This is a genomic window from Xanthomarina arctica, assembly GCF_014638915.1.
GTDB classification, from domain to species: Bacteria; Bacteroidota; Bacteroidia; order Flavobacteriales; family Flavobacteriaceae; genus Xanthomarina; species Xanthomarina arctica.
The window spans coordinates 128,619-151,558 of the sequence record NZ_BMFQ01000002.1 but is presented as its reverse complement, the minus strand read 5'-3'; the positions used below and the strand labels follow the sequence as shown (position 1 = coordinate 151,558).

Here is a 22,940-nt window from a genome sequence, read left to right as displayed (position 1 = left end):
TTTATTAATTAATTGGTAATAATTAAATTAAGGTTTTGAAACCTCACTAGAATCTAGTATGGGAAGTAAGATGGTATAATTGACTCCTGCTCCTTTTTTAGATGTCGCAACAATAGTTCCTGAATGTTTTTCTACAATTTGTTTGCAATAGGCAAGACCAATATTTATTTTATTAAAGTGCTCAGATTCTTTAATAATTTCAGAAAAATTGGACCGAAAACCCAAACCATTGTCTACATAAGTGATTTTTATAAATTTATCATATTGATACTTATCTGAAACTTCTAAAAAACTGTTTTTTAAAGTTTCTATAGCAGAAATCTGAATCGTTAGTAATTTGTTTTCTGGGTTTTTATCGCTTCGTGAATTTTTCAACAGTTCAACAATAAGGCGCGTAATCATACGATTATCTCCATAGAATTCAGGACTTGTGGAAGGATACGTCACCGATATTTTCTTATCGTTTTGAATATTCAACTCCTCGATGGCATTTTTAATTAATACCGGCAAATCTATTTTACGATAGTTTAATGTTACATCTTCAATTTCTTTATATCGCAACAAGGTAAGTAACATGTCACTCATCTGGGAACTAAAGCCACTAATTTTCTCCAAACGCGCCATAGCATCTTTTGGCAATCCTTTAATTTTAGTCAGAATATAATCACTAAAGAAAATGGACTTGCGTAGCGGTTCTTGCAGGTCGTGTGCAATTAATTTGAATACTTCCTGTTGTTGTTGTTTTAGAGATTTTAGTTTTCTAAATTGAGATTCTAAAATTTGCTGTTGTTCTACCAATGCATTTTTAACTTTCTTAAGTTCGGCATTTTCGTTTAAGGCAACCTCGGCTTCTTTTTTTGCTTCAATTAATTCCTTTTCATAACGGTTCCGATTGGAGATTTCCATTCCTCCACAAATAATTTCTATCTCGCCAGCCAAATGTTGTACTTCGACATTTAATAAAACAGGAATGGCGCCATGGATTCCTTTAAAGGAGAGATAGATTTCGCGAGCGGTATTTTGCATTTTTATCATGGGATAAAAATGAGTTTGATAAAATATTTTGCTTCCAACAGTCAATAAATCTTCCAATTGTAAACCAAGGGCTTGCTTTGGCTCCAAACCCAATTTCGAGCGCATTTCGGCATTCATTTTTATAATTTTTCCAGATTCCGAAAATGAAAATAAAAAACATGGAATAGCATCGTAAAAATTGTGCCCTGAATTCTGGTTTATCGAATCGTCCTTAATAAGATTGCTGTTTTAAAAAATTTTGAATCAGTTCTATGGTTTCTTGAGGATGGCTCATTTGTGGACAATGTCCGGTCGCTTTCATTTTTTTAAAGGTACTATTTTGAATTTGCTTGTGAACATATAGTCCAACTTCATCGGACGCAATCGAATCTTCCGAACATTGCAATATTAAACAGGGTTGAGAAAGGTTTGGAAGATCGTCGCGGTTATCAGAAAAAAATGTGACTTCGGCAAACCTGCGTGTAATAACAGGATCTGTGGAGCAAAAACTTTCTTCGAGTTCTTTTGTCAATTCCGGTTTGTCTTCATTTTTCATCACCACAGGGGCAAAAAAATTGGACCAACCTATATAATTGTTATCCATGACCTCTAATAAGCCTTCTAGATCTTCAGTAGAAAAACCTCCTATATAATCAGAATCATTTACGTACCGTGCAGAAGGACCAATAAAAATCATACTTGAAAATATATTGGGTTGTTCTATGGCTGCCAAAAGACCAATCATAGAACTAACGCTATGACCAACAAATATGACCTCTTTTAGTTCAAGAGCCGAGCAAATTTCTAGTATGTCCTGTGCATATCCTTGCAAGTTGGAATATCTTTCAAAATTGTAAGCAGCAAGATCTGATTTTCCACAACCAACATAATCAAAAAGTACCATCTTGTAATTTTCTTCAAAATCAGAAGTTATAAACCGCCACATGTTTTGGTCGCATCCAAATCCATGTGCAAAAAGCATCGTTTTTTCACCTTTGCCTTTAATGGTAATATTGTTTCGTTTAATAATATCCTGCATCGTTTTTTTTTAGAGACTAAGGTCCTATTACAAAAATATACATTTTGGTAGTATGCAACAAAAAAAATAATTAATCCTATTTTAACTTTAATATGATAGTTGAATGACTGTTTTCCGATTAAGAAAAACGTCATGACGAAACTGGTTAAAATGGATTACATAATATTCACTTTAATAATCTTTAGGCATTGCTGTAATTTGTTTTAACATTCCTTTGAATATAAACCCATGAAAAGGAAATACGGCATACCAATATAACCTTCCTGCTAAACCTAAAGGTCTAAAAGTTGCTGTTTGAGTAAGCTGTTTGTCAACCACTTTAAATTCTAGCCAAGCTTCTCCTGGCAGTTTCATTTCAGCAAATAAAAGCAAACGACCTTCTTCCTTATTAGCATATAATACGCGCCAAAAATCGATAGAATCTCCAACGTTTATAGCAGATGGATTTGTTCTTCCTCGTCTAAGTCCGACACCACCAAACAATTTATCAATAAAACCTCTAGTTTTCCACAAAAAGTTGCCATAATACCAACCAGTTGTACCACCAATACTCCATATTTTGTTAATAGTAAAGTCTCGATTTTCGATTGGCATCGTTCTATTATCTTTAAAACATCCAAAAGTAGGAACTTCAATAAAATCTGAGATATTAAAACTCAAACCACTACTGGAATAGGCATCTTTCCAGCTTGAAAGGATTTCATTACTTTCAATTTTACTAAAAGCTCTTTTTAAGCATTCTTTATAGCTTAAAGGAGTAACTCCAAGAATAGAATTTAAGTGATTATCTCGGCAAACCACTTCTATTTTCATACTATGCACTAAAGATGTGGCAAGTTTATAAGACGTGGAAGTAACAAAATATAACCAATAAGAAGAAAGCTTGGGTGTCATTATTGGAACAATAAAAATTTTACGCTTGAGATTGCGAACTTCTGCAAAATCCAAGAGCATATTTTTATAAGTCAATATATCAGGACCGCCAATATCAAAATTCTGATTAAAGGTTTTCGGGTTGAGTAATGATTTGGAAAGAAAGGCAATAACATCTGAAATCCCGATAGGTTGGCATTTCGTATTTAGCCATTTTGGAGTGACCATGAGAGGTAGTTTTTCGACTAAATCTCTTATAATTTCAAAAGAAGCACTCCCCGACCCAATAATTATTCCGGCTCTTAATGCTGTAAAATTATAGTCCCCTTTGCTAAGTTCCAATTCCACATTTTTTCTTGATGATAAATGCTTAGAGAGTTCAGTTTCATTTACAATCCCACTTAAATAAATAACATGATTGACTTGGGTTCTTTTAAGAGCTTTTCTAAAGTTTATGGCTGAATTTTCTTCCATAGACTCATAATCACCAGATGATGACATGGAGTGGACTAAATAATATGCGGCATCAATATCTTCTGGAATATTTTCTAAAGACTTTTCATCTAACAAGTCTAATTTAAGAACTGTAATGTTTTCTTTTAAAGATTCTGGAGGATTGAATCTCTTTGGATCCCTGACACAACAAACTACTTCATGACCCAATTCAATGAGGACGGGAAGCAGTCGCTTTCCAATATATCCTGTTGAACCTGTTAATAATATTTTCATTTAATGTCTTATTCTCAAATTTAGCTATAGTTTAAATTGATTGTACAACATATTACCCTTCAGTTCTTAATTGAAATTTTGAATTTTTTCAATCCAGAACTAAAGATTTTCTAATTTATTTTTTAATCCGCTGTAATTATAAATTCGGAAACGTACTCAAATTAGAGCTACTAACCTCTCTTAGCTTTCTTATCTCTTTTTTCTGCTTTTTTTTCTTTTGGAGTTTTGGCAGATTCTTTTTTTACGTTTTTCTTTGCGTCTTGACTTTTTGCCATGATATTTATATTTTAATATTTTTAATTATTTTTTTTCTTTAAAATCTTTCTGTTTGAGCTTCTAATTTACCCTAAAATTCCGATTTACAAGATTTCAATTTACAATTTTTTTCGTTCAATCCTTGAATTTACTAATTCAAAATACTAATAATTATTTTAGACATTAGGAATTTGAAATTTCTAATTAGTTTTTAATTACAAGGGTTTTGCTCTATGTTTAATACGACTTATGAATACCGTTTTTATTCACAATCTTTATCCGACACCATTCGTGCCTCTAAAATATTTATCACCTCATAGGTGCTGTTATAATCAGCTGGGAAACCATCGACCGATTTGCCCATATCTATAACTTCAATTTCTGTAAAAATTGGAGTATATGGTTTTTTACCTTCCGTTAAATCATTGTATACTTTTTCCAATTCCATGGTTTTGTCTGAAACCCAAAATACTTTATCACTTCCACAAGGTTCAAAACTTTTAGCTTCGTGCCCTAAGGTTAATTTTCCTTTTAATATTTTGGATTTTTGTTCAGGTAATGTTTCATCAGCTCCAACCGGAATTCCCTCATTGCTTTTGCTACTCTTTTTATATTCGAAAATCATTTCGCCTCCTTTTAGTACCATATGATTTTCATCCAATTCCTGTACATCATAAATTTCGGTATCAAGAGAAGAACTTCCATTCCCCATACTTTTCGCTGTCAAATAAAGCTGGTTGTTTTTTACGTACCAATTTTGATATAAAAGCGATTTCATATTATCAGATTTAGCAGTGCCATCTAAAAATAAACTAAAATCCAAAGCGGCTTCCGATTGATCTTCCCAAGAACCAATAAGAAAATCTGAGTTGAATGTTGATTCTTGTTCAATTTCTTTTTGGTTTGTTTGACTCTCATGTTCATTCTTACAAGAAACGACGATTGTTAAAACAAAAAATAGTGCGAAAATACTTTTAAGGTTGAACATGTTATTTTTTATATTAAAATTGATTACAAGAATAGACTACTGGTACTCCTATTTATAACTTTTTTATACCTACTTCCAAACTTAATAAATTTCAATCAAATAGCTGACAAGAATTCCTCCGTAATTAGGTCTCAGTTATTAACAAGTAACTGTTAGCACATTACTTTATTTTTACTTACTAAAATCGTACCTTTGCACCTTTGTCTTCTTAAAAGTCAAAAGAGCTATTTTTATGAGTAAATTCGAAGATAACATAGAGGTTCAGGGCGCTCGCGTTCACAACCTGAAAAATATAGATGTCACTATTCCTAGAGAAAAACTAGTGGTTATAACTGGTTTATCTGGTAGTGGAAAATCGTCTTTGGCTTTCGATACCATTTATGCCGAAGGTCAACGTAGATATATAGAAACTTTTTCGGCTTATGCCAGACAGTTTCTTGGAGGATTAGAACGTCCAGATGTGGATAAAATTGACGGACTTTCGCCTGTAATTGCCATTGAACAAAAAACAACAAGCAAGTCGCCACGTTCTACCGTTGGTACCATTACAGAGATTTACGATTTTTTAAGACTTCTTTTTGCTCGTGCTAGTGATGCGTATAGCTACAATTCTGGCGAAAAAATGGTGAGCTATAACGACAAGCAGATTAAAGAACTTATTTTTGAAAGCTTTAAAGGTAAACGCATCAATATTCTAGCTCCTGTTGTACGATCTAGAAAAGGTCATTACAGAGAATTATTTGAGCAAATTGCCAAACAAGGTTTTGTAAAAGTAAGAGCCGATGGAGAGATTCTAGACCTTGTAAAAGGAATGAAACTGGATCGTTACAAAAATCACGACATAGAAATTGTGATCGATCGTTTAAAAATAGAAGATTCTATTGATAATGATAAACGTCTTACTGAAACCATCAATACAGCCATGTATCACGGCGAAGATGTCTTAATGGTTCTAGATCAAGACACACAAGAAACCAGATATTTTAGCCGGAATTTAATGTGTCCTAGTTCTGGGATTTCATATCCAAATCCAGAGCCAAATAACTTTTCATTCAACTCCCCTAAAGGAGCTTGCCCAAAGTGTAATGGTATCGGATCTTTGTATCAGGTAAACGAACATAAAATTATTCCAGATTCTAAATTATCTATTGCAGCTGGAGCTCTGGCACCTCACGGTCCTCAAAAAAACTCGTGGATTTTTAAGCAGTTTGAAACTATTGCGCATCGTTTTAGCTTCTCATTAAACGATCCATATAAAAGTATTCCTGAAGAAGCCAAAGAGATGATTCTTTATGGCGGAAACGAAAAGTTTTCAGTTGAAAGTAAAACTCTTGGAGTAACTCGTGATTATAAAATAGATTTTGAAGGCGTATCTAATTTTATCGAAAGCCAATTTGTCAATGCAGAAACAACGTCTTTAAAACGTTGGGCAAAAGAATATATGGATAAGGTTACCTGTAGCGAATGCAATGGTTCACGCTTAAGACAGGAATCTTTATATTTTAAAATAAACGACAAAAACATAGCTGATCTAGCCAATAAAGACATAGTTGATTTAGCTGCTTGGTTTAACGACTTAGAAAATCATTTATCAGACAAACAATTAAAAATTGCTGAAGAAGTCATCAAAGAAATTAAAACCAGACTTCAGTTTTTATTGGATGTTGGTTTGGAATATTTATCCTTAAACCGAAGTTCGAAATCACTTTCTGGTGGCGAAGCTCAACGAATTCGTCTAGCTACACAAATTGGGTCTCAACTGGTTGGTGTGCTTTATATTTTAGATGAACCTAGCATTGGACTTCATCAACGTGACAATGAAAAACTGATAAAATCTTTAGTCGCTTTAAGAGATATTGGTAATTCGGTTATTGTGGTAGAACATGATAAGGACATGATAGAACATGCCGATTATGTAATTGACATCGGACCAAAAGCCGGAAAATATGGTGGAGAAATTATTAGTATCGGCACACCAGCCGAACTAAAAACACATCATACACTAACCGCCGATTATCTTAATGGTACCAAACAAATAGAAGTCCCAAAAACACGCAGAAAAGGCAATGGAAACTTTATAGAATTAAAAGGCTGTACAGGAAATAACTTAAAAAATGTTTCGGTAAAATTTCCCTTAGGAAAAATGATTGGCGTAACAGGCGTTTCAGGAAGTGGAAAATCGACTTTAATAAACGAAACCCTCTACCCTATTATGAATGCACACTATTTTAATGGAGTAAAAGTGCCAATGCCGTACAAAAGCATAAAAGGATTGGAGCATATTGATAAAGTTATCGACATCAACCAATCGCCAATTGGAAGAACGCCAAGATCTAATCCTGCAACTTACACTGGTACTTTTAGCGAAATACGAAGTCTGTTTGCAAAACTTCCGGAAGCTATGATTCGTGGCTATAAACCTGGGCGTTTTAGTTTTAATGTAAAAGGCGGACGTTGCGAGACCTGTCAAGGTGGTGGTTTACGAGTGATTGAAATGAATTTCCTTCCAGACGTTTATGTAGAATGTGAAACATGCCAAGGAAAGCGTTTTAACAGAGAAACATTAGAAATACGCTATAAAGGAAAATCCATTAGCGATGTTCTAGATATGACTATTAATGATGCCGTACCTTTTTTTGAACACATACCGAAAATTCATAAAAAGCTAAGAACCATTAAAGACGTTGGATTAGGATATATTACTCTAGGACAACAAAGCACAACCCTTTCTGGTGGTGAAGCCCAACGTATTAAACTAGCTACCGAGCTAAGCAAACGCGATACTGGAAACACCTTTTATATATTAGATGAACCTACAACTGGACTACATTTTGAAGACATTCGCGTGCTAATGATTGTGTTAAACAAATTAGCAGACAAAGGCAATACAGTTTTAATTATAGAGCATAATCTGGACGTTATTAAAATGGTCGATCATATTATTGATATTGGTTATGAAGGTGGTAAAAATGGTGGCGAAGTTATTGTTGAAGGAACTCCTGAAGAAGTAGCTAAGCACAAATCAAGTTATACAGCACATTTTCTTAAAAAAGAATTAAATTTATAAAATTTTAAATAAATTTTTACTAAATTAGTTTCTTAACCATTAAAAAAATCATATTATGAGAAGTTTACTTTGGCTAGTAGCAGTTATATGTATAGTAATTTGGCTATTAGGTTTTTTAGGAGTTGTTCCAGGACTTGGAACCAACAATTTAATTCACATTTTGTTAGTGATTGCAATAATCGTTATCTTGTATAATATTATTTCTGGTCGAGGTCCATTAAAGTAGTAAGATAATAAATTTAGTTTCGCATCTTAATATGAAAAAGACAAATCGCATAAACGGTTTGTCTTTTTTATGCCTTAATATTTCAAATACATCAAACTAAAAATCACTTTTATAGTGCTTATTTAAAATCATTTTAATAAAGCGCTTAAAATCTCTATATTTCTCTTAAATTTGCTTTTGGATTTAATTTAACAAACTAGAATTAGTTAAGTTATATTCCCAAAAAAATATAGAGATAAAAAAAACATATATAAATGAGAGACGAACAACATCACAAACGTTGGAATCAAATTAAAACAAACGATTCATGGGCTATTTTCAAAATCATGGGAGAGTTTGTAAATGGATACGAAAAACTAAGTAAAATTGGACCATGTGTTTCCATCTTTGGATCTGCAAGAACCAAACCAGATAATAAATATTACAAATTAGCTGAAGAAGTGGCTGCCAAAATTGTGGATCACGGCTATGGTGTGATTACTGGTGGTGGACCAGGAATTATGGAAGCTGGTAATAAAGGTGCTCATATTGCTGGAGGAACTTCAGTTGGTTTAAACATTGAATTACCTTTTGAACAACATGATAATCCGTATATCGATTCTGATAAAAGCTTAGATTTCGATTATTTCTTTGTGAGAAAAGTGATGTTTGTTAAATATTCTCAAGGGTTTGTAGTAATGCCTGGAGGTTTTGGAACTTTAGACGAATTGTTTGAAGCCATTACCCTTATCCAAACAAATAAAATTGAGAAATTCCCTATAATTTTAGTTGGAACCGAATTTTGGGGTGGCTTAATTGATTGGGTAAAAGAAGTGTTACTTAGCAAGTTCAATAATGTTAGTGCTACAGATTTAGACTTAATCCATTTGGTTGATACTCCTGAAGAAGTTATTGATATCTTAGATGTCTTCTATAAAGAATACCGTTTAAGTCCTAACTTCTAATTCTAATTGATTCTAAAAAATACGATAAATAAGAAATTTCTTGTACTATCTATGCTTTGCATTTTGATATCACATGGCCTGTTTTCGCAAGAAAATTTCAAGGTCATGTTTTACAATTTGCTTAATTTTCCATTAGAAGCCAATGTATCCAATCGTATTCAATATTTGGATCAGACCTTAGACACCTTCCAACCAGATTTATTTATGGTTTGCGAGTTGAATAATGCTGAAGGAGCAAATAGTATTTTGGGCGTCCTTCAAGACAATGTGAGCGCCGATTTTAGAAGTGCTACGTTTACTTTAAACACGTCGGATAACAATATAGGCAATCAAAACGATCTTCAAAATTTGCTGTTTTATAATAGCTCGAAGTTCATTTTAGAAAGTCAGCATATTGTCACGACTATTTATCGTGACTTCAATCATTATAAATTAAAGTTAAATTCTACCAATCAAGTTAGTAATCCTGTATATTTAAACGTTATTGTTTGTCATTTAAAAGCCTCAAGTGGCGCAGATAACCAAGCGTATAGATTACAAATGACTGAAGATTTAACAAAATATTTAAATTCCTTTCCTGCTGACAGTAATGTTATGTTAGCCGGAGATTTTAATGTATATTCAAATTCAGAGCCTGCTTTTCAAGAATTAATAGACGAAACCAATAACATTGTTTTTGTAGATCCTGCCAATAGAATGGGGAATTGGCACAACAATACCAATTTTTTAGATATGTTTACACAATCTACCCGAACTCAAACAGGAATGGGTGGATCTACAGGTGGTTTTGATGATCGATTCGATTTTATCTTAACAACCTCGAACATGCTTTCCAATCAAGATATTTATTATGTGCCGGACAGCTATAAAACATTTGGAAACAACGATAATATCAATTGTTACAACAGCGAAATAAAGGATGTCGATTGTGCTGGAACAGATTATTCTGCAGCCATTCGCGAAGCTCTTTATTATTTTAGTGACCACCTCCCCGTAACCTTGCAGTTAGAAACCAACGAAACCTTATTAAGTGTTCCAACCCATCAACCAGAATCTATACAACTTATTGGTTCGAATTTGGTTGAAAACACTTTAGAAGTTAAAATCAACAGACAAGCACTTAGAACCAAAAAACTTTATATATTTAACACCTTAGGTCAAATAGTAAAAGTGATTCCCCTGGAAACTTCTAATAATTTACGAATAGATGTTTCAGGTTTAAATAGTGGCATGTATTATTTGAGCATCCCAAACATGAATGTGCAACCCTTAAAGTTTATAAAGTAGTTGAAAAAAAGATTTTTAATCCATTTCATAATTCTGTGCCTTCCTTTATTTGTTTTAGGTCAAAATAAAATAGACCTAAAGGCGACTTTTTATGTGGAAAAAAATCAGATTAAAATTTCTCAAACCATTACCTATTTCAATAACACAGATGATACTTTAGATGTTATTTATTTAAACGATTGGAACCAAAGTTTCGCAACTAAAACTACACCTTTAGCCAAACGCTTTGAAGAAGAATATAGCAATGAATTCCATTTTGCTCAAAATGATGATAGAGGTTATTCTGTTATCACGTCTATCGATCAAAACGGAAATAATTTAGAATTTGATAGAGTTAAAGACCATATTGATGTGGTAAGAGTAGATCTAGAAACACCTCTAAAACCAAAACAAAGCTATACCATTCATCTTAATTATATAGTTCAAGTACCAAGCGATAAATTTACCAGATATGGCGTTTCTAACGACGGCGATTTCAACTTACGATATTGGTACATGACGCCTGCCGTTTATAATGGCGAATGGCAGTATTCTAGCAATAAAAATCTGGATGATATGTTTATTCCTCCAGCCGATATTAGCTTAGAATTAAATGTACCAAGCACCTTTCAAATTACATCTGAATTAAATCAGGTTGACAGCTTTCAAAAAGATAGTATGACAACAGTAAAGCTGGAAGGAAAAAACAGAGTAAACAACAAACTATTCTTAACCAAAGAAAAACGTTTCAACCAGATTCAAACGGATTATTTTACAATGGTTTCTAGTGTTGATGAAGAGAATTTAAATCTCATCGACAACATGGTAGCCATAGATCAGATTTCAGCTTTTCTAACAGAAAATCTGAAACCTTATCCACACGAAAAATTATTGATCACCCGAATTGATTATAAAAAAAATCCTATTTATGGTTTAAACCTGTTACCTGATTTTATTAGACCCTTTCCAGATAAATTTCAATACGAATTAAAAATCTTAAAAACAGCCGTTAACAATTATTTAGAAAACATATTATTTCTTAACCCTAGGAAAGATCAGTGGATTATCGACGGATTGCAAACCTACTATTTAATGAAGTATGTTGAAGAGTACTATCCAGATATGAAAATATCTGGAACTTTATCCAAAATTTGGGGTATTAAATCTTTTCATGCTTCACAATTAGCTTTTAACGATCAATATCCTTTTTTATACATGCACATGGCTAGGGAAAACATAGACCAACCCTTGTTAATGGCAAAAGATTCGCTTTTAAAGTTTAATTTAAACATTGCCAACAAATACAAAGCTGGGGTTGGATTGCGTTATTTGGATTATTATATAGATGAAGCAGTTGTAGAAAGCTCCATCAAGGAATACATTACAGAATACACCTTTATAGAAAGCAATACATCAGATTTTGAAAGGATTTTAAAAGCTAATTCAGACAAAGATATCAACTGGTTTTTTACAGATTATTTACAAACTAAAAAACATATCGATTTTACCATTTCAGATTTTGAAGAATCTCGGGACTCAGTAAAAGTAACCATCAAGAATAAGACAAAAGCTAATGTCCCTATCTCGGTATTTGTGCTTGATAAAGATGAAGTCATTTCTAAAACTTGGGTAGCTGATGTTATAGATACTAAAACAATTACCATTCCAAAAGGGACTGGTACTAGAGTGGTTTTAAATCAGGATTTAATTATTCCAGAATTCGATTTGAGAGACAATACGAAGTCCTTAACAAATTCTTTATTCAACAGACCTGTACAATTTAGACTTTTAAAAGATATTGAAGATCCGGCCTACAATCAAGTGTTTTTTATGCCAATTATAGAATTCGATAACATTTACGATGGGATTGTGCTTGGGATTAAAGCCTATAATAAAACGGTCCTTAAAAAAGCTTTTAATTACAAAATTTCCCCACAGTACGGAACCAAATCAAACTCCTTAACAGGATCTATTTCTTTAGGTTATACTCAATACATTGAAAATACATCCGATTTATTTAGTATTAGCTATGGTGCTTCTGGTAGTTATTCCAGTTATGCCGAAGATCTGTTTGTTAGAAAAATAACACCTGGAGTATCCATGCAGTTTCGAGATAAATCGAACTTACGTTCTAATAAAAAACAATATATCACCGCTAGGTATGTGGATATCCATAGAGATGATAATCCAGATGTAACTCAAGACGCTACAGAACCAAATTACAGTGTTCTAGACCTTCGATATAACAATATCAATAAAGGGCTAAAGGATTACACAGCTTGGTTTACCGATGTACAATTTGGGAAAGATTTTGGGAAGTTAGCATTCAATTATGAATACAGAAAATTAACAGAAAATAACAGACAGTATAATTTAAGATTTTTTACAGGAATTTTCCTTTATAATAAATCTTATGAAACCTCCGATTATTTTAGTTATGCCCTAGATAGACCAACAGATTATCTATTCGACTATAATTACTATGGTCGATCTGAAGACACAGGACTATTCAGTCAGCAGTTAATAATTGCTGAAGGGGGTTTTAAATCGAAATTAGACACACCCTATGCTAACCAATGGATAAGCACCATTAATGGTAGTGCAACCATCTGGAAATATATTTTAGCTTATGGGGATATTGGACTCTTAAAGAACCATGGGGACAAATTCGAATTTGTTTATGATACGGGAATTCGAGTGAGTTTGATTCCAGATTATTTTGAACTGTATTTCCCGGTGTATTCTAATTTAGGATGGGAAGTTGCACAAGCTCAATATGCTGAAAAAATTCGATTTATTGTAACTCTAGATTTAAAAACACTTTTTGGATTGTTTACGCGACGTTGGTATTAATACATCACATCTCTTCTTCTAAAACCCCAATAATTACAAAGTATTTCACAACACCTTTCCTATAACATATTTCTAACAATTTCGAAAATAACTAACAATCTTTCAGCTTTTTAATGTGTATTGCCCAAAACACTGATAATTTGTTAAACCTTTAACTACGTTTCAAATTGCAAAGCACACAAAATTTGACTAAATTTGCAACCATAAAATAACAACTATGCAGACAAATCCAGACGTAAAAAATGACCTTTCTTTTGAAGACTTTAAAGTTGAAGTTTTAAACGATTACAAAATTGCTGTTACTTCTCGTGAGTGCAGTCTTCTTGGGCGTCGTGAAGTTCTTACTGGAAAAGCAAAGTTTGGAATTTTTGGGGATGGAAAAGAAGTGCCACAATTAGCCTTAGCTAAAGCCTTTAAAAACGGCGATTTCCGTTCTGGTTATTACAGAGATCAAACCTTTATGATGGCTATTGGAGAACTAAACATCCAACAATTTTTTGCTGGTTTATATGGTCATCCAGATATAGAACATGATCCAATGTCTGCAGGAAGACAAATGGGAGGCCACTTTGCAACTCATAGTTTAGACGAAAATGGTGATTGGAAAGATCTAACAAAACAGAAAAATTCTAGTGCAGACATCTCTCCTACTGCTGGGCAAATGCCTAGATTGTTAGGATTAGCACAAGCATCTAAAATATACAGACAAGTAAAAGGAATTGATACCACTAATTTTTCTGATAAAGGAAATGAAGTCGCTTGGGGAACTATTGGTAACGCCAGTACTAGTGAAGGTCTATTTTTCGAAACCATCAATGCGGCCGGTGTTTTACAAGTACCAATGGTTATGAGTGTTTGGGATGACGAATACGGAATTTCTGTACATGCAAGACATCAAACAACAAAAGAAAACATCTCTGAAATCTTAAAAGGGTTTCAACGTGATGAAGACAATAAAGGTTACGAAATTCTCCGTGTTAACGGTTGGGATTATCCCGCATTAGTTGAAACTTATCAAACGGCTTCAAAAATAGCGAGAGAAGAGCATGTACCTGTTTTAATTCATGTGAAGGAGTTAACACAACCACAAGGACATTCAACTTCAGGATCTCACGAACGTTATAAAGATAAAAATCGTTTGGCTTGGGAAGTTAAATTTGATTGCAATACGAAGCTTCGCGAATGGATGATTTCCAATGGCATGGCTACAGAAGAGGAATTAAGAAATATTGAAGGTGCCATCAAAAAAGAAGTTCGTGAAGGTAAAAAAGCCGCTTGGACAGCATTTTCACAACCTTTAAAAGATGAACAACAAGAACTTCTAGGCGTATTAGAAAACGTTGCAAATTCAAGTGATAATAAAGTATTTATAAGCAAACTTTCAAACGATTTAGCAGAGATTAAAGAACCTATTAGAAAAGACATTCTTTCTACTGCTAGAAAAGTATTGCGTTATGTAGTTAGCGAAACTTCAACTGAAAAAACACAATTAATAAATTGGATTAATTCGTACTCCGAAAATATTCAATCTAAATATAGTTCGCATTTATATAGCGAATCGCCTAAATCGGCTTTAAAGATTAAAGAAATTAAGCCAACTTACAATGAAGATAGCGTAGATGTCGATGCTAGATTAGTGATAAGAGATAATTTCGATGCTATTTTTAGCAAATACCCAGAGGCATTGGTTTTTGGTGAAGATGCTGGACATATTGGAGATGTAAATCAAGGCCTGGAAGGCATGCAAGAAAAGTATGGCGAACTTCGTGTTTCAGATGTTGGAATTCGTGAGGCTACCATTCTTGGCCAAGGTATTGGAATGGCTTTAAGAGGCTTACGCCCAATTGCAGAAATTCAGTATTTAGACTATATTTTATACGCGCTTCAAATTATGAGTGACGATTTGGCTACCCTTCAATATAGAACAATGGGACGTCAAAAAGCACCATTAATTATTAGAACTCGTGGTCATAGATTAGAAGGTATCTGGCATTCTGGCTCTCAAATGGGAGGTGTTATTAACCTAATTCGTGGAATTCACGTTTTAGTTCCTAGAAACATGACGAAGGCAGCTGGTTTTTACAACACGTTGCTTGAAGGAGACGAACCTGCTTTAATTGTGGAGTGCTTAAATGGGTATAGATTAAAAGAAAAAATGCCTTCTAATATTGGCGAATTTAAAACACCTCTTGGTGTTGTTGAAACCATTAGAGAAGGAAACGATATTACATTAGTTTCTTATGGTTCAACTTTAAGAATTATTGAACAAGCAGCTAAAGAATTACAAGAAGTAGGTATTGATGCTGAAATTATTGATATTCAATCGCTCTTGCCATTCGATATAAATCACGATATTGTAAAAAGTGTTGCAAAAACAAATCGCTTAATGGTCATTGATGAAGACGTTCCGGGTGGAGCCTCTGCATTTATTTTAAATGAAGTTTTAAACACACAAAACGCATACAAACATTTAGATAGTAGACCACAAACTTTAACGGCACAACAACACAGACCTGCTTATGGCACAGATGGAGATTATTTCTCTAAACCTTCTGTGGAAGATGTGTTTGAAGCTGTTTATAAAGTAATGCATGAAGCTAATCCTTCAGATTTTCCAAAATTGAGATAAATAAACACCTTTTATATAAAAATCAAAGACCTCACCTGTTTAAAAACTTGTGAGGTCATTTTTTTCATATATTTAAAGCAAACTAATTCATGCATGCTAACAAAACAAGATAAAGAACAACTTCGTGGTACTATTTTTCGACATCTAGACGGCTTAACAACTGCAACTACGGCCTATTCGCTTTACAAAAAAGATGTTTTAGACTACTTATTAAAAAACAGAAAGGTTGCTCTAAAAGATTTAACTATTGTTTTTAATGCCAACGAAGGCTATTTAAATGTGGCGCTAAGAATATTGTGTTCTCAAGGTTGGCTTATACAACATATCGATAATGCTTCAGATGCTATTTCTTATGAAATAAATGAAAACAGTAAAGAAGCCTTTCAACTAATTCCCTTATATGAAGATGCAGTAAAACTACTCTCCTATTCAGAAAAATTTCATGAAGAAAAAATTGGTAGCGATGCCTTTATTGTTTTAGAACGTATTTTTAAGAAATATGAAAACAACTTCGGGTTAGAAGGAAAAAGCGAGGTCGAACTACAAATTTTAAAACATATTGAAGGCTGTATTGTAGCTCCAATAATTGTATTACTTGGTGTAAATGGCTTGTTCCATAAATATTTCATGGAAGCTTCGTTTACTGCTGAAGAATATCATAAAAACCCTGAAAGCTTTAAAAAAATACTTGATTTCTTTTCTCATTTAGGTTGGTTCAAAAAGAAGAAAAACACCTATCAGTTTACAGACGAAGGCTTGTTTTTCGCAAAACGAGCTTCAGCTTATGGTGTTACCGTTTCGTATTTACCCACGTTTTTAGCTTTAGACGACTTGTTATTTGGTAATCCATTCATTCTAAAAACAGAATCTCCAAACGACACCGAAAAACACGTCCATCGTGAAATGAATGTTTGGGGTTCTGGAGGAGCACACACCACTTATTTTAAAATTATCGATCAAGTTGTTATTGAGCTTTTTAACAAACCCATAGACGAACAACCAAAAGGTATTTTAGATATGGGTTGTGGAAATGGCGCCTTCATTCAGCACATTTTTGATGTGATAGAGCATCAAACCTTAAGAGGAAAAATGCTTGATGAACATCCATTATTACTGGTTGGAGCAGATTTTAATCAAGCCGCATTAAAAGTTACCAGGGCCAATTTAATTAAATCGGATATTTGGGCAAAAGTTATTTGGGGAGACATTGGCAGCCCCGAACTATTAGCCAAAGACTTAAAAGAAGATTATAATATTGAATTAAAAGATTTACTCAATGTCAGAACTTTTTTAGATCATAATCGGATTTGGGAGAAACCAGCAACCAAAACTAGCCGTGTAAGTAATTCCACAGGAGCTTATGCTTTTGAAGGAAAGCGCATAAATAATAATTTGGTTGAAGATTCGCTTTTAGAACACCTACAAAAATGGAAACCATTTGTGGAAAGATTCGGCTTATTAATTATAGAATTACATAGTATTACACCAGAATTAACAGCCAAGAACCTAGGCAAAACAGCTGCTACTGCTTACGATGCTACTCATGGTTTTAGCGACCAGTACATTCTAGAAGTAGATGTCTTTAAAAATATTGCAAAGGAAGCGGGATTGGAACCTGACGAACGCTATTTTTCTAAATTCCCAAATAATAATTTGGCAACAGTAAGTATCAATTTATTAAAAGGAACCAATAATTAAATTATTTAATATGACTAAAAATTTTACCGATTTAGCCTTAGCTATCTTAAGAATTTCAATTTCAGGCATGATGCTTATGCATGGTATTCCAAAGATTGAGCGTCTTTTTGCAAGTCCCATAGAATTTGGAGACCCTATTGGTGTTGGCCCAACGCTTTCTTTAATCTTAGCTTTAATTGGAGAGGTTGTAGCTCCTGTTTTAATAATTATCGGTTTTAAAACAAAACTTGCTGCTATTCCTGTTATGATTACCATGTTTGTTGCTGCCTTTGTGGTACATTTAAATGACGATTTTGGTACCAAAGAAAAAGCACTATTATATCTTGTTGGTTTTCTAGTTATTTTTCTTGCAGGTCCTGGCAAATTTGCCTTGGATAATAAAAAGTAAGTATTACCAATTTCCAATACAATACCATCATTTTTAGTTATTTTGCACCTTAAATTATCAACTCAAATCAGTTTATGAAAAATATATTATTTATACTATTCCTTTTACCAGTAGTCAGTTTTAGTCAGAAAATTAAATTCAAAAAAGATAAAATTATATTCGACGACCAAGAAGTTGCCATCTTTGATTCTAAATCAAAAACATATAATTTCTCATATTTAAATGGAGAAAAAGCATTTGATGCTATTTTTCATGGGGAAGAAGAATTTAAAATTGAAGGCTTTCAATGGGTTGAATTAATTAATACCGATGGCATTAAAACAGAAATACCATATGAAATTACAAAAGTTTCATTCAGCGCAAAAAGCATTATGGTACGTTTGCTTTCCGAAAAATATAATTTAATAGACGCCAACGGAATTAACAAAGCAAATGTTGAAGCATTCTTTGCGGAAGACCGAGAATCTTTAAGCGAAAAATATGCTGGAGATATTGCAGAAGCTAATGCAAATGAAGCTCTTAAAAAGAGCATCATGAATACCTATAATCCGTTTGTTAAGGACGATGGAACCATTTTGTTTGGTGGTTTTCAAAGCACTAACATTGTTGGCCATGCTTCATTTAATGACAATGTATACACCATTACCGATTTAGATAGAATTACTGTAGCACAAACTAAAAAAACATCTAATACAGTCACTTCTGTTAACGTTTTAACCTATTCTGGAGATTCCTTTTCTTATGATTATGGTTCAAGAACCATGCTAACTGGTCAGTTTTCAAGAAGTTTTGCCCAATTATTAGTTGAAGAATTATTAATAAAAGGCTATAAATTAGGGCGAGAAGCAAAAGCACATAATACCGCTTTACACAATGAAAAAGTAAAGGTAGCTAAAGAAAATAGCGTCAATTTATATGGTGTTTCAGGCTATGTAATTGATGAAGATGGCACGAAGTATGAAGGAACCATTTATGCCGTTTTTGAACAATTGGAATTAAATCCGGATCAAGAAGAACCGAATGTTTACGATGCCACATCTATTGATAATTATGGTAAAAATGTAAGTGTTAAATATTTAAATGATAAAGGTAATTCGCGTATTAAAAAATTCACAGCAAAAGACAAAATCTCATTTTGCGCAATAGATAATGGCGAAGAAAAATGTTTTTATGGTTTATCCACAAAAGGTAATGCCATGAAAAAAATTGCAAATGCTACTAATTTCGGGTTTAACAATGCTTATTTTTATCAAGTTTCAAATTCTGTAGACGGGAACATGTTGCTGACAAAACCAGGAGAAACAGGAACTTATGTCTTGAAATTTTCAGATAAAGAAGATGGTTTTATGATTGATTCAAGAAATAACGAAAAACTTTCTGAAGCTTTATCAGAATTTATTTCAAATTGCGCTAGTCTTTCTGAAGACATTAAAAACAATGAGTTTGATCTTTCAGAAATAATTAACTTAAATCAAATATTAGAAGAATATAAAGCCTGCGCGAATTAATTATGAAAACAGCGACTGTTAAACAGCTTAAGGATGAATTGAAGCATAATTCCACAGAAGAACTCGTGGAATTATGCTTGCGTTTATCTCGTTTTAAAAAAGAAAACAAGGAGCTTCTTACTTATTTGTTATTCGAATCTCATGACGAATCTGGTTACATCGAAGCTGTTAAACAGGAAATAGATGTTCAGTTTGAAACCATTAATACTGACAGCTATTTTTACATTAAAAAGAGTGTTCGCAAGATTCTACGTATCATAAAAAAATATGCTAGATATTCACTTAAAAAAGAAACAGAAGTCGAACTCCTACTCTATTTCTGTAATAAATTGAAAGATTTTAAACCTTCTATAAAAAGAAATGTCACGCTTACAAATATTTATGACAGACAGATTTTAACTATTAAAAAAATAGTTGGGACCTTGCATGAAGATTTACAATATGATTATAATCTAGCTATAGAAGAATTAGAAGAGTAAACTACTTACTTTCTATAATTAAATAAACAGACGTACTATCACCAACATTTAAAACTTCATGTTCACTCACAACATCTTTATGCCACGTAGTTCCTGTTTTTACGTTTATTGTTTTTGTACCCTTTGAATCTGTAATTTTAAAAGTCCCTCCTTGCAAGGTATAACCAAAATGTGGTTGGTGTTCGTGTTTTTCATGACCTACTCCTGGCGGAAAAGTACATTTTAAAATCCGGGTTTTATCATCTTCATGAATAACCTCGCACACGCTTTCTCCTTCCCATCCAGCCTCTAAAGGGTCTGGAAGTTTAGATTCCTGTTTACAGGAAAAAAAAGACACACAAATAAATATAAATAGTAATTTCTTCATTAGTTCATTATTCTTACAATCATTTCTTTCAACAAATCTCCTTGTTTCACAGCATTAGATCCAACACCTTTGCTTTTTACATCAAACTCCCTTAACGTAGCAATTATACCACTTACTTTTCTCATGGGATAATTTCTAGAAGTTGCAATATATTCATTAGCGAAATACGGATTAATTTTTAAAGCTGTACTGACGCTCCTTGGCGATTTATCATTCAAACCATGTAAATGTAACACCTTAGAAAAGAAGCTAAATAATAAGGATACGGTAACAACCATTGGATTGTCTTTTGGGTTCTCACCAAAATATTTAATAATCTGATTTGCTTTTAAAAAATCTCTTGCTCCTACAGCTTTTTGCAATTCGAAATTGTTGTAATCTTTACTAATCCCAATATTTAACTCAATATGCTCAGGTGTAATTTGAGTTCCTTTAGGAAGGATTATTTTAAGTTTATCCAACTCGTTGGAAATTTTACTTAAATCTGTTCCTAAAAATTCAGCAAGCATTTGAGATGCTTTTGGGGCAATGGTATAATTCTGTCCTGACAAAACACGACTAATCCAATCCCCGATTTGGTTATCATATAGTTTTTTACTTTCAAAAACAACCCCAGATTTCTTTAGAGTCTTGTATAGTTTTTTACGTTTATCAATGGTTTTGTACTTGTAATTTAAAACCAATATGGTGGAAGGCTGTGGATTTTCCGCATAATCTACTAATTTTTCTATAGTTCTAGCTAAATCCTGAGCTTCTTTTACAATAACCACTTGATATTCGGACATCATTGGATAACGCTTGGCTTGCCCAACAACATCTTCTATAGTCACATCGCGACCATACAACACCATCTGATTAAAGCCTTTTTCTTCTTCAGAAAGGACATTGTTTTCAATATATTTCGAAATATTATCGACATAATATGGCTCCTCTCCCATTAAAAAATAAATAGGTCGGAACTTTCTGTTCTTAATATCTAATACTATTTGTTTGACTTCGTCCAAAATAAATTAAATTCCCTGCCTACCGTCAGGCAGGCAAATTAAAATACCAAAATCCAAAAATCACTCATGGTGTTTGGTAATTGATTATAGTAGATTAACTTTGAAAAAAATCTATTTGCCTTAATGCAAGAGCTCCATTTTCCAAAGTTTCCATTTCGATTCAAAAATAGCGAAAATAAAATATCTATTTTCGATTGTATTCGTAAAAAATTCGTGATTTTACAACCGGAAGAATGGGTACGTCAACATTGCATTCAATATTTGATTTTGGAAATGAACTATCCGATTTCTTTAATTAATGTTGAAAAAGAGTTAAAAGTGAATGGTTTAAAAAAACGATATGATATTGTAGTTTTTAATTCAGATGGTTCTATTCATATTATAGTAGAATGCAAAGCACCGCAAATACCAATCGGTCAAAGTACTTTCGATCAAATTGCACAATACAATTTAGCTTTAAAGGCAACTTATTTGATGGTTACTAATGGATTAAATCATTATTATTGTCAGATGGATTTTAAGGACGAACGTTATCACTTTTTAAAAGAATTACCAGAATACAGCAAATGAAAATAGCTATCATTATATTAAATTGGAATGGAAAAGCTTTGCTAGAACAATTCTTGCCTTCTGTTATGGCATATTCTTCGGATGCTATTATATATGTAGCAGATAATGCGTCGACAGACGATTCAGTTTCTTATATAATTGAAAACTTTCCAAGTGTCAAAATTATTCAGAATAAAGAAAATGGAGGTTACGCCAAAGGTTATAACGATGCTTTAAAACAGGTAGATGAAGACATTTATTGTTTATTAAATAGCGATGTGGAAGTTACTAAAAACTGGCTAACATCTATATTAGAGACATTTGAAAACAATAAAGAAACAGCCATCATTCAACCAAAAATATTAGATTACAAAAACAAGAATTCTTTTGAATATGCTGGCGCTGCAGGTGGTTTTATAGATAAATTTGGTTACCCATATTGCAGAGGTCGTATTTTTGATACTATAGAAAAGGACCTTGATCAATATAATGACAAGGCCGAAATATTCTGGGCTTCAGGAGCCTGTTTCTTTATAAGAAAAGATGTTTTTACAGCCTTAAACGGTTTTGATGAAGCTTTTTTTGCTCACATGGAAGAAATTGATCTGTGTTGGAGAGCTTTCAATCTAGGTTATAAAACAACTTATGTCGGCAGTTCAACCATATATCACGTTGGTGGTGCTACACTGCAAAATACAAATCCGAAAAAAACCTATTTAAACTTTAGGAATAGCTTGTTTACCTTGGTTAAAAATGCTGGTGGTCATGTGTTCTTTTTGTTATTAATTAGACTTTTATTAGATGGCGTAGCAAGCATAAAATTTCTTTTCGAATTAAAACCATTATATGTCTTGGCCATTCTTAAAGCTCATATAAGCTTTTATGCCTCATTACCTAGACTTTTAAAACAACGAAGCCAGTTAAAACAACTCGAAAACTACTATAATAAAAGGTCTATTGTTTGGTCTTACTATGTAAATAACTATAAGAAGTTCAATTGTTTATAAAACTGTTAAAATTTTTGTTAATACATGTTTAATCTTACTTTCTTTTGTATAATTTTG

General features: G+C 32.9%; 18 protein-coding genes. 12 read left to right on the top strand and 6 right to left on the bottom strand.

Annotated elements, in window-relative coordinates; all coding sequences use genetic code 11:
* Positions 1–27: 27 nt before the first annotated feature.
* The 4 genes from IEV77_RS07045 to IEV77_RS07030 all read right to left on the bottom strand — a co-directional run bounded on the left by IEV77_RS07045 (position 28) and on the right by IEV77_RS07030 (position 4,898).
* A complete protein-coding gene (locus tag IEV77_RS07045; RefSeq protein WP_373282345.1) occupies positions 28–1,236 on the bottom strand; it encodes an ATP-binding protein in 1,209 nt (402 codons plus the stop codon).
* Positions 1,237–1,246: 10 nt separating this feature from the next.
* Entirely contained in the window at positions 1,247–2,053 is an 807-nt protein-coding gene (locus IEV77_RS07040; protein WP_188463259.1) for an alpha/beta fold hydrolase, read from the bottom strand.
* A 171-nt stretch (positions 2,054–2,224) separates the two neighbouring features.
* Positions 2,225–3,655 (bottom strand): SDR family oxidoreductase, encoded by a 1,431-nt coding sequence (locus IEV77_RS07035; RefSeq protein WP_188463257.1) that lies wholly within the window; start codon positions 3,653–3,655, stop codon positions 2,225–2,227.
* 517 nt (positions 3,656–4,172) lie between these two features.
* Positions 4,173–4,898: a lipocalin family protein gene (locus tag IEV77_RS07030; protein ID WP_188463255.1), complete on the bottom strand. Its 726-nt coding sequence runs from the start codon at positions 4,896–4,898 to the stop codon at positions 4,173–4,175.
* A 232-nt stretch (positions 4,899–5,130) separates the two neighbouring features.
* Here IEV77_RS07030 and uvrA point away from each other — a divergent pair, with 232 nt between their 5' ends.
* The 10 genes from uvrA (at position 5,131) to IEV77_RS06980 (ending at position 19,956) form a co-directional block, all read left to right on the top strand.
* A complete protein-coding gene (gene uvrA / locus IEV77_RS07025) occupies positions 5,131–7,965 on the top strand; it encodes an excinuclease ABC subunit UvrA (RefSeq protein WP_188463253.1) in 2,835 nt (944 codons plus the stop codon).
* 55 nt (positions 7,966–8,020) lie between these two features.
* Positions 8,021–8,191 carry a lmo0937 family membrane protein gene (locus tag IEV77_RS07020; RefSeq protein ID WP_188463251.1) on the top strand — a complete coding sequence of 57 codons (171 nt, stop codon included), beginning with the start codon at positions 8,021–8,023 and terminating at the stop codon, positions 8,189–8,191.
* 254 nt (positions 8,192–8,445) lie between these two features.
* Positions 8,446–9,135: an LOG family protein gene (locus tag IEV77_RS07015; RefSeq protein WP_188463248.1), complete on the top strand. Its 690-nt coding sequence runs from the start codon at positions 8,446–8,448 to the stop codon at positions 9,133–9,135.
* A gap of 105 nt (positions 9,136–9,240) precedes the next feature.
* The gene (locus IEV77_RS07010) at positions 9,241–10,422 is read left to right on the top strand and encodes a T9SS type A sorting domain-containing protein (RefSeq protein ID WP_188463246.1); all 1,182 of its coding nucleotides are present in this window, start codon (positions 9,241–9,243) and stop codon (positions 10,420–10,422) included.
* A 93-nt stretch (positions 10,423–10,515) separates the two neighbouring features.
* Positions 10,516–13,254: a metalloprotease gene (locus IEV77_RS07005; RefSeq protein ID WP_229736605.1), complete on the top strand. Its 2,739-nt coding sequence runs from the start codon at positions 10,516–10,518 to the stop codon at positions 13,252–13,254.
* Between the two features lie 217 nt (positions 13,255–13,471).
* Positions 13,472–15,883: an alpha-ketoacid dehydrogenase subunit alpha/beta gene (locus IEV77_RS07000; protein WP_188463243.1), complete on the top strand. Its 2,412-nt coding sequence runs from the start codon at positions 13,472–13,474 to the stop codon at positions 15,881–15,883.
* Between the two features lie 93 nt (positions 15,884–15,976).
* Entirely contained in the window at positions 15,977–17,581 is a 1,605-nt protein-coding gene (locus IEV77_RS06995; protein WP_188463241.1) for a class I SAM-dependent methyltransferase, read from the top strand.
* 10 nt (positions 17,582–17,591) lie between these two features.
* Positions 17,592–17,969, top strand: a complete 378-nt coding sequence (locus IEV77_RS06990; protein ID WP_188463239.1) for a DoxX family protein — start codon at positions 17,592–17,594, stop codon at positions 17,967–17,969.
* 74 nt (positions 17,970–18,043) lie between these two features.
* The gene (locus IEV77_RS06985) at positions 18,044–19,477 is read left to right on the top strand and encodes a hypothetical protein (protein ID WP_188463237.1); all 1,434 of its coding nucleotides are present in this window, start codon (positions 18,044–18,046) and stop codon (positions 19,475–19,477) included.
* 2 nt (positions 19,478–19,479) lie between these two features.
* Positions 19,480–19,956 carry a hypothetical protein gene (locus IEV77_RS06980; RefSeq protein ID WP_188463235.1) on the top strand — a complete coding sequence of 159 codons (477 nt, stop codon included), beginning with the start codon at positions 19,480–19,482 and terminating at the stop codon, positions 19,954–19,956.
* A gap of 1 nt (position 19,957) precedes the next feature.
* Here the strand turns inward: IEV77_RS06980 and IEV77_RS06975 are convergent, their stop codons facing one another.
* Positions 19,958–20,323 (bottom strand): cupin domain-containing protein, encoded by a 366-nt coding sequence (locus tag IEV77_RS06975; protein WP_188463233.1) that lies wholly within the window; start codon positions 20,321–20,323, stop codon positions 19,958–19,960.
* Positions 20,323–21,327, bottom strand: coding sequence for a DNA polymerase III subunit delta (holA, locus tag IEV77_RS06970; protein WP_188463231.1), 1,005 nt, complete (start codon positions 21,325–21,327; stop codon positions 20,323–20,325). Before holA ends, IEV77_RS06975 begins: the two co-directional genes overlap by 1 nt.
* Positions 21,328–21,450: 123 nt before the next feature.
* Here holA and IEV77_RS06965 point away from each other — a divergent pair, with 123 nt between their 5' ends.
* Positions 21,451–21,897, top strand: coding sequence for a type I restriction enzyme HsdR N-terminal domain-containing protein (locus IEV77_RS06965; RefSeq protein ID WP_188463229.1), 447 nt, complete (start codon positions 21,451–21,453; stop codon positions 21,895–21,897).
* A complete protein-coding gene (locus IEV77_RS06960; protein ID WP_188463228.1) occupies positions 21,894–22,883 on the top strand; it encodes a glycosyltransferase family 2 protein in 990 nt (329 codons plus the stop codon). The genes IEV77_RS06965 and IEV77_RS06960 overlap by 4 nt, the downstream gene beginning before the upstream one ends.
* Positions 22,884–22,940: the final 57 nt, after the last annotated feature.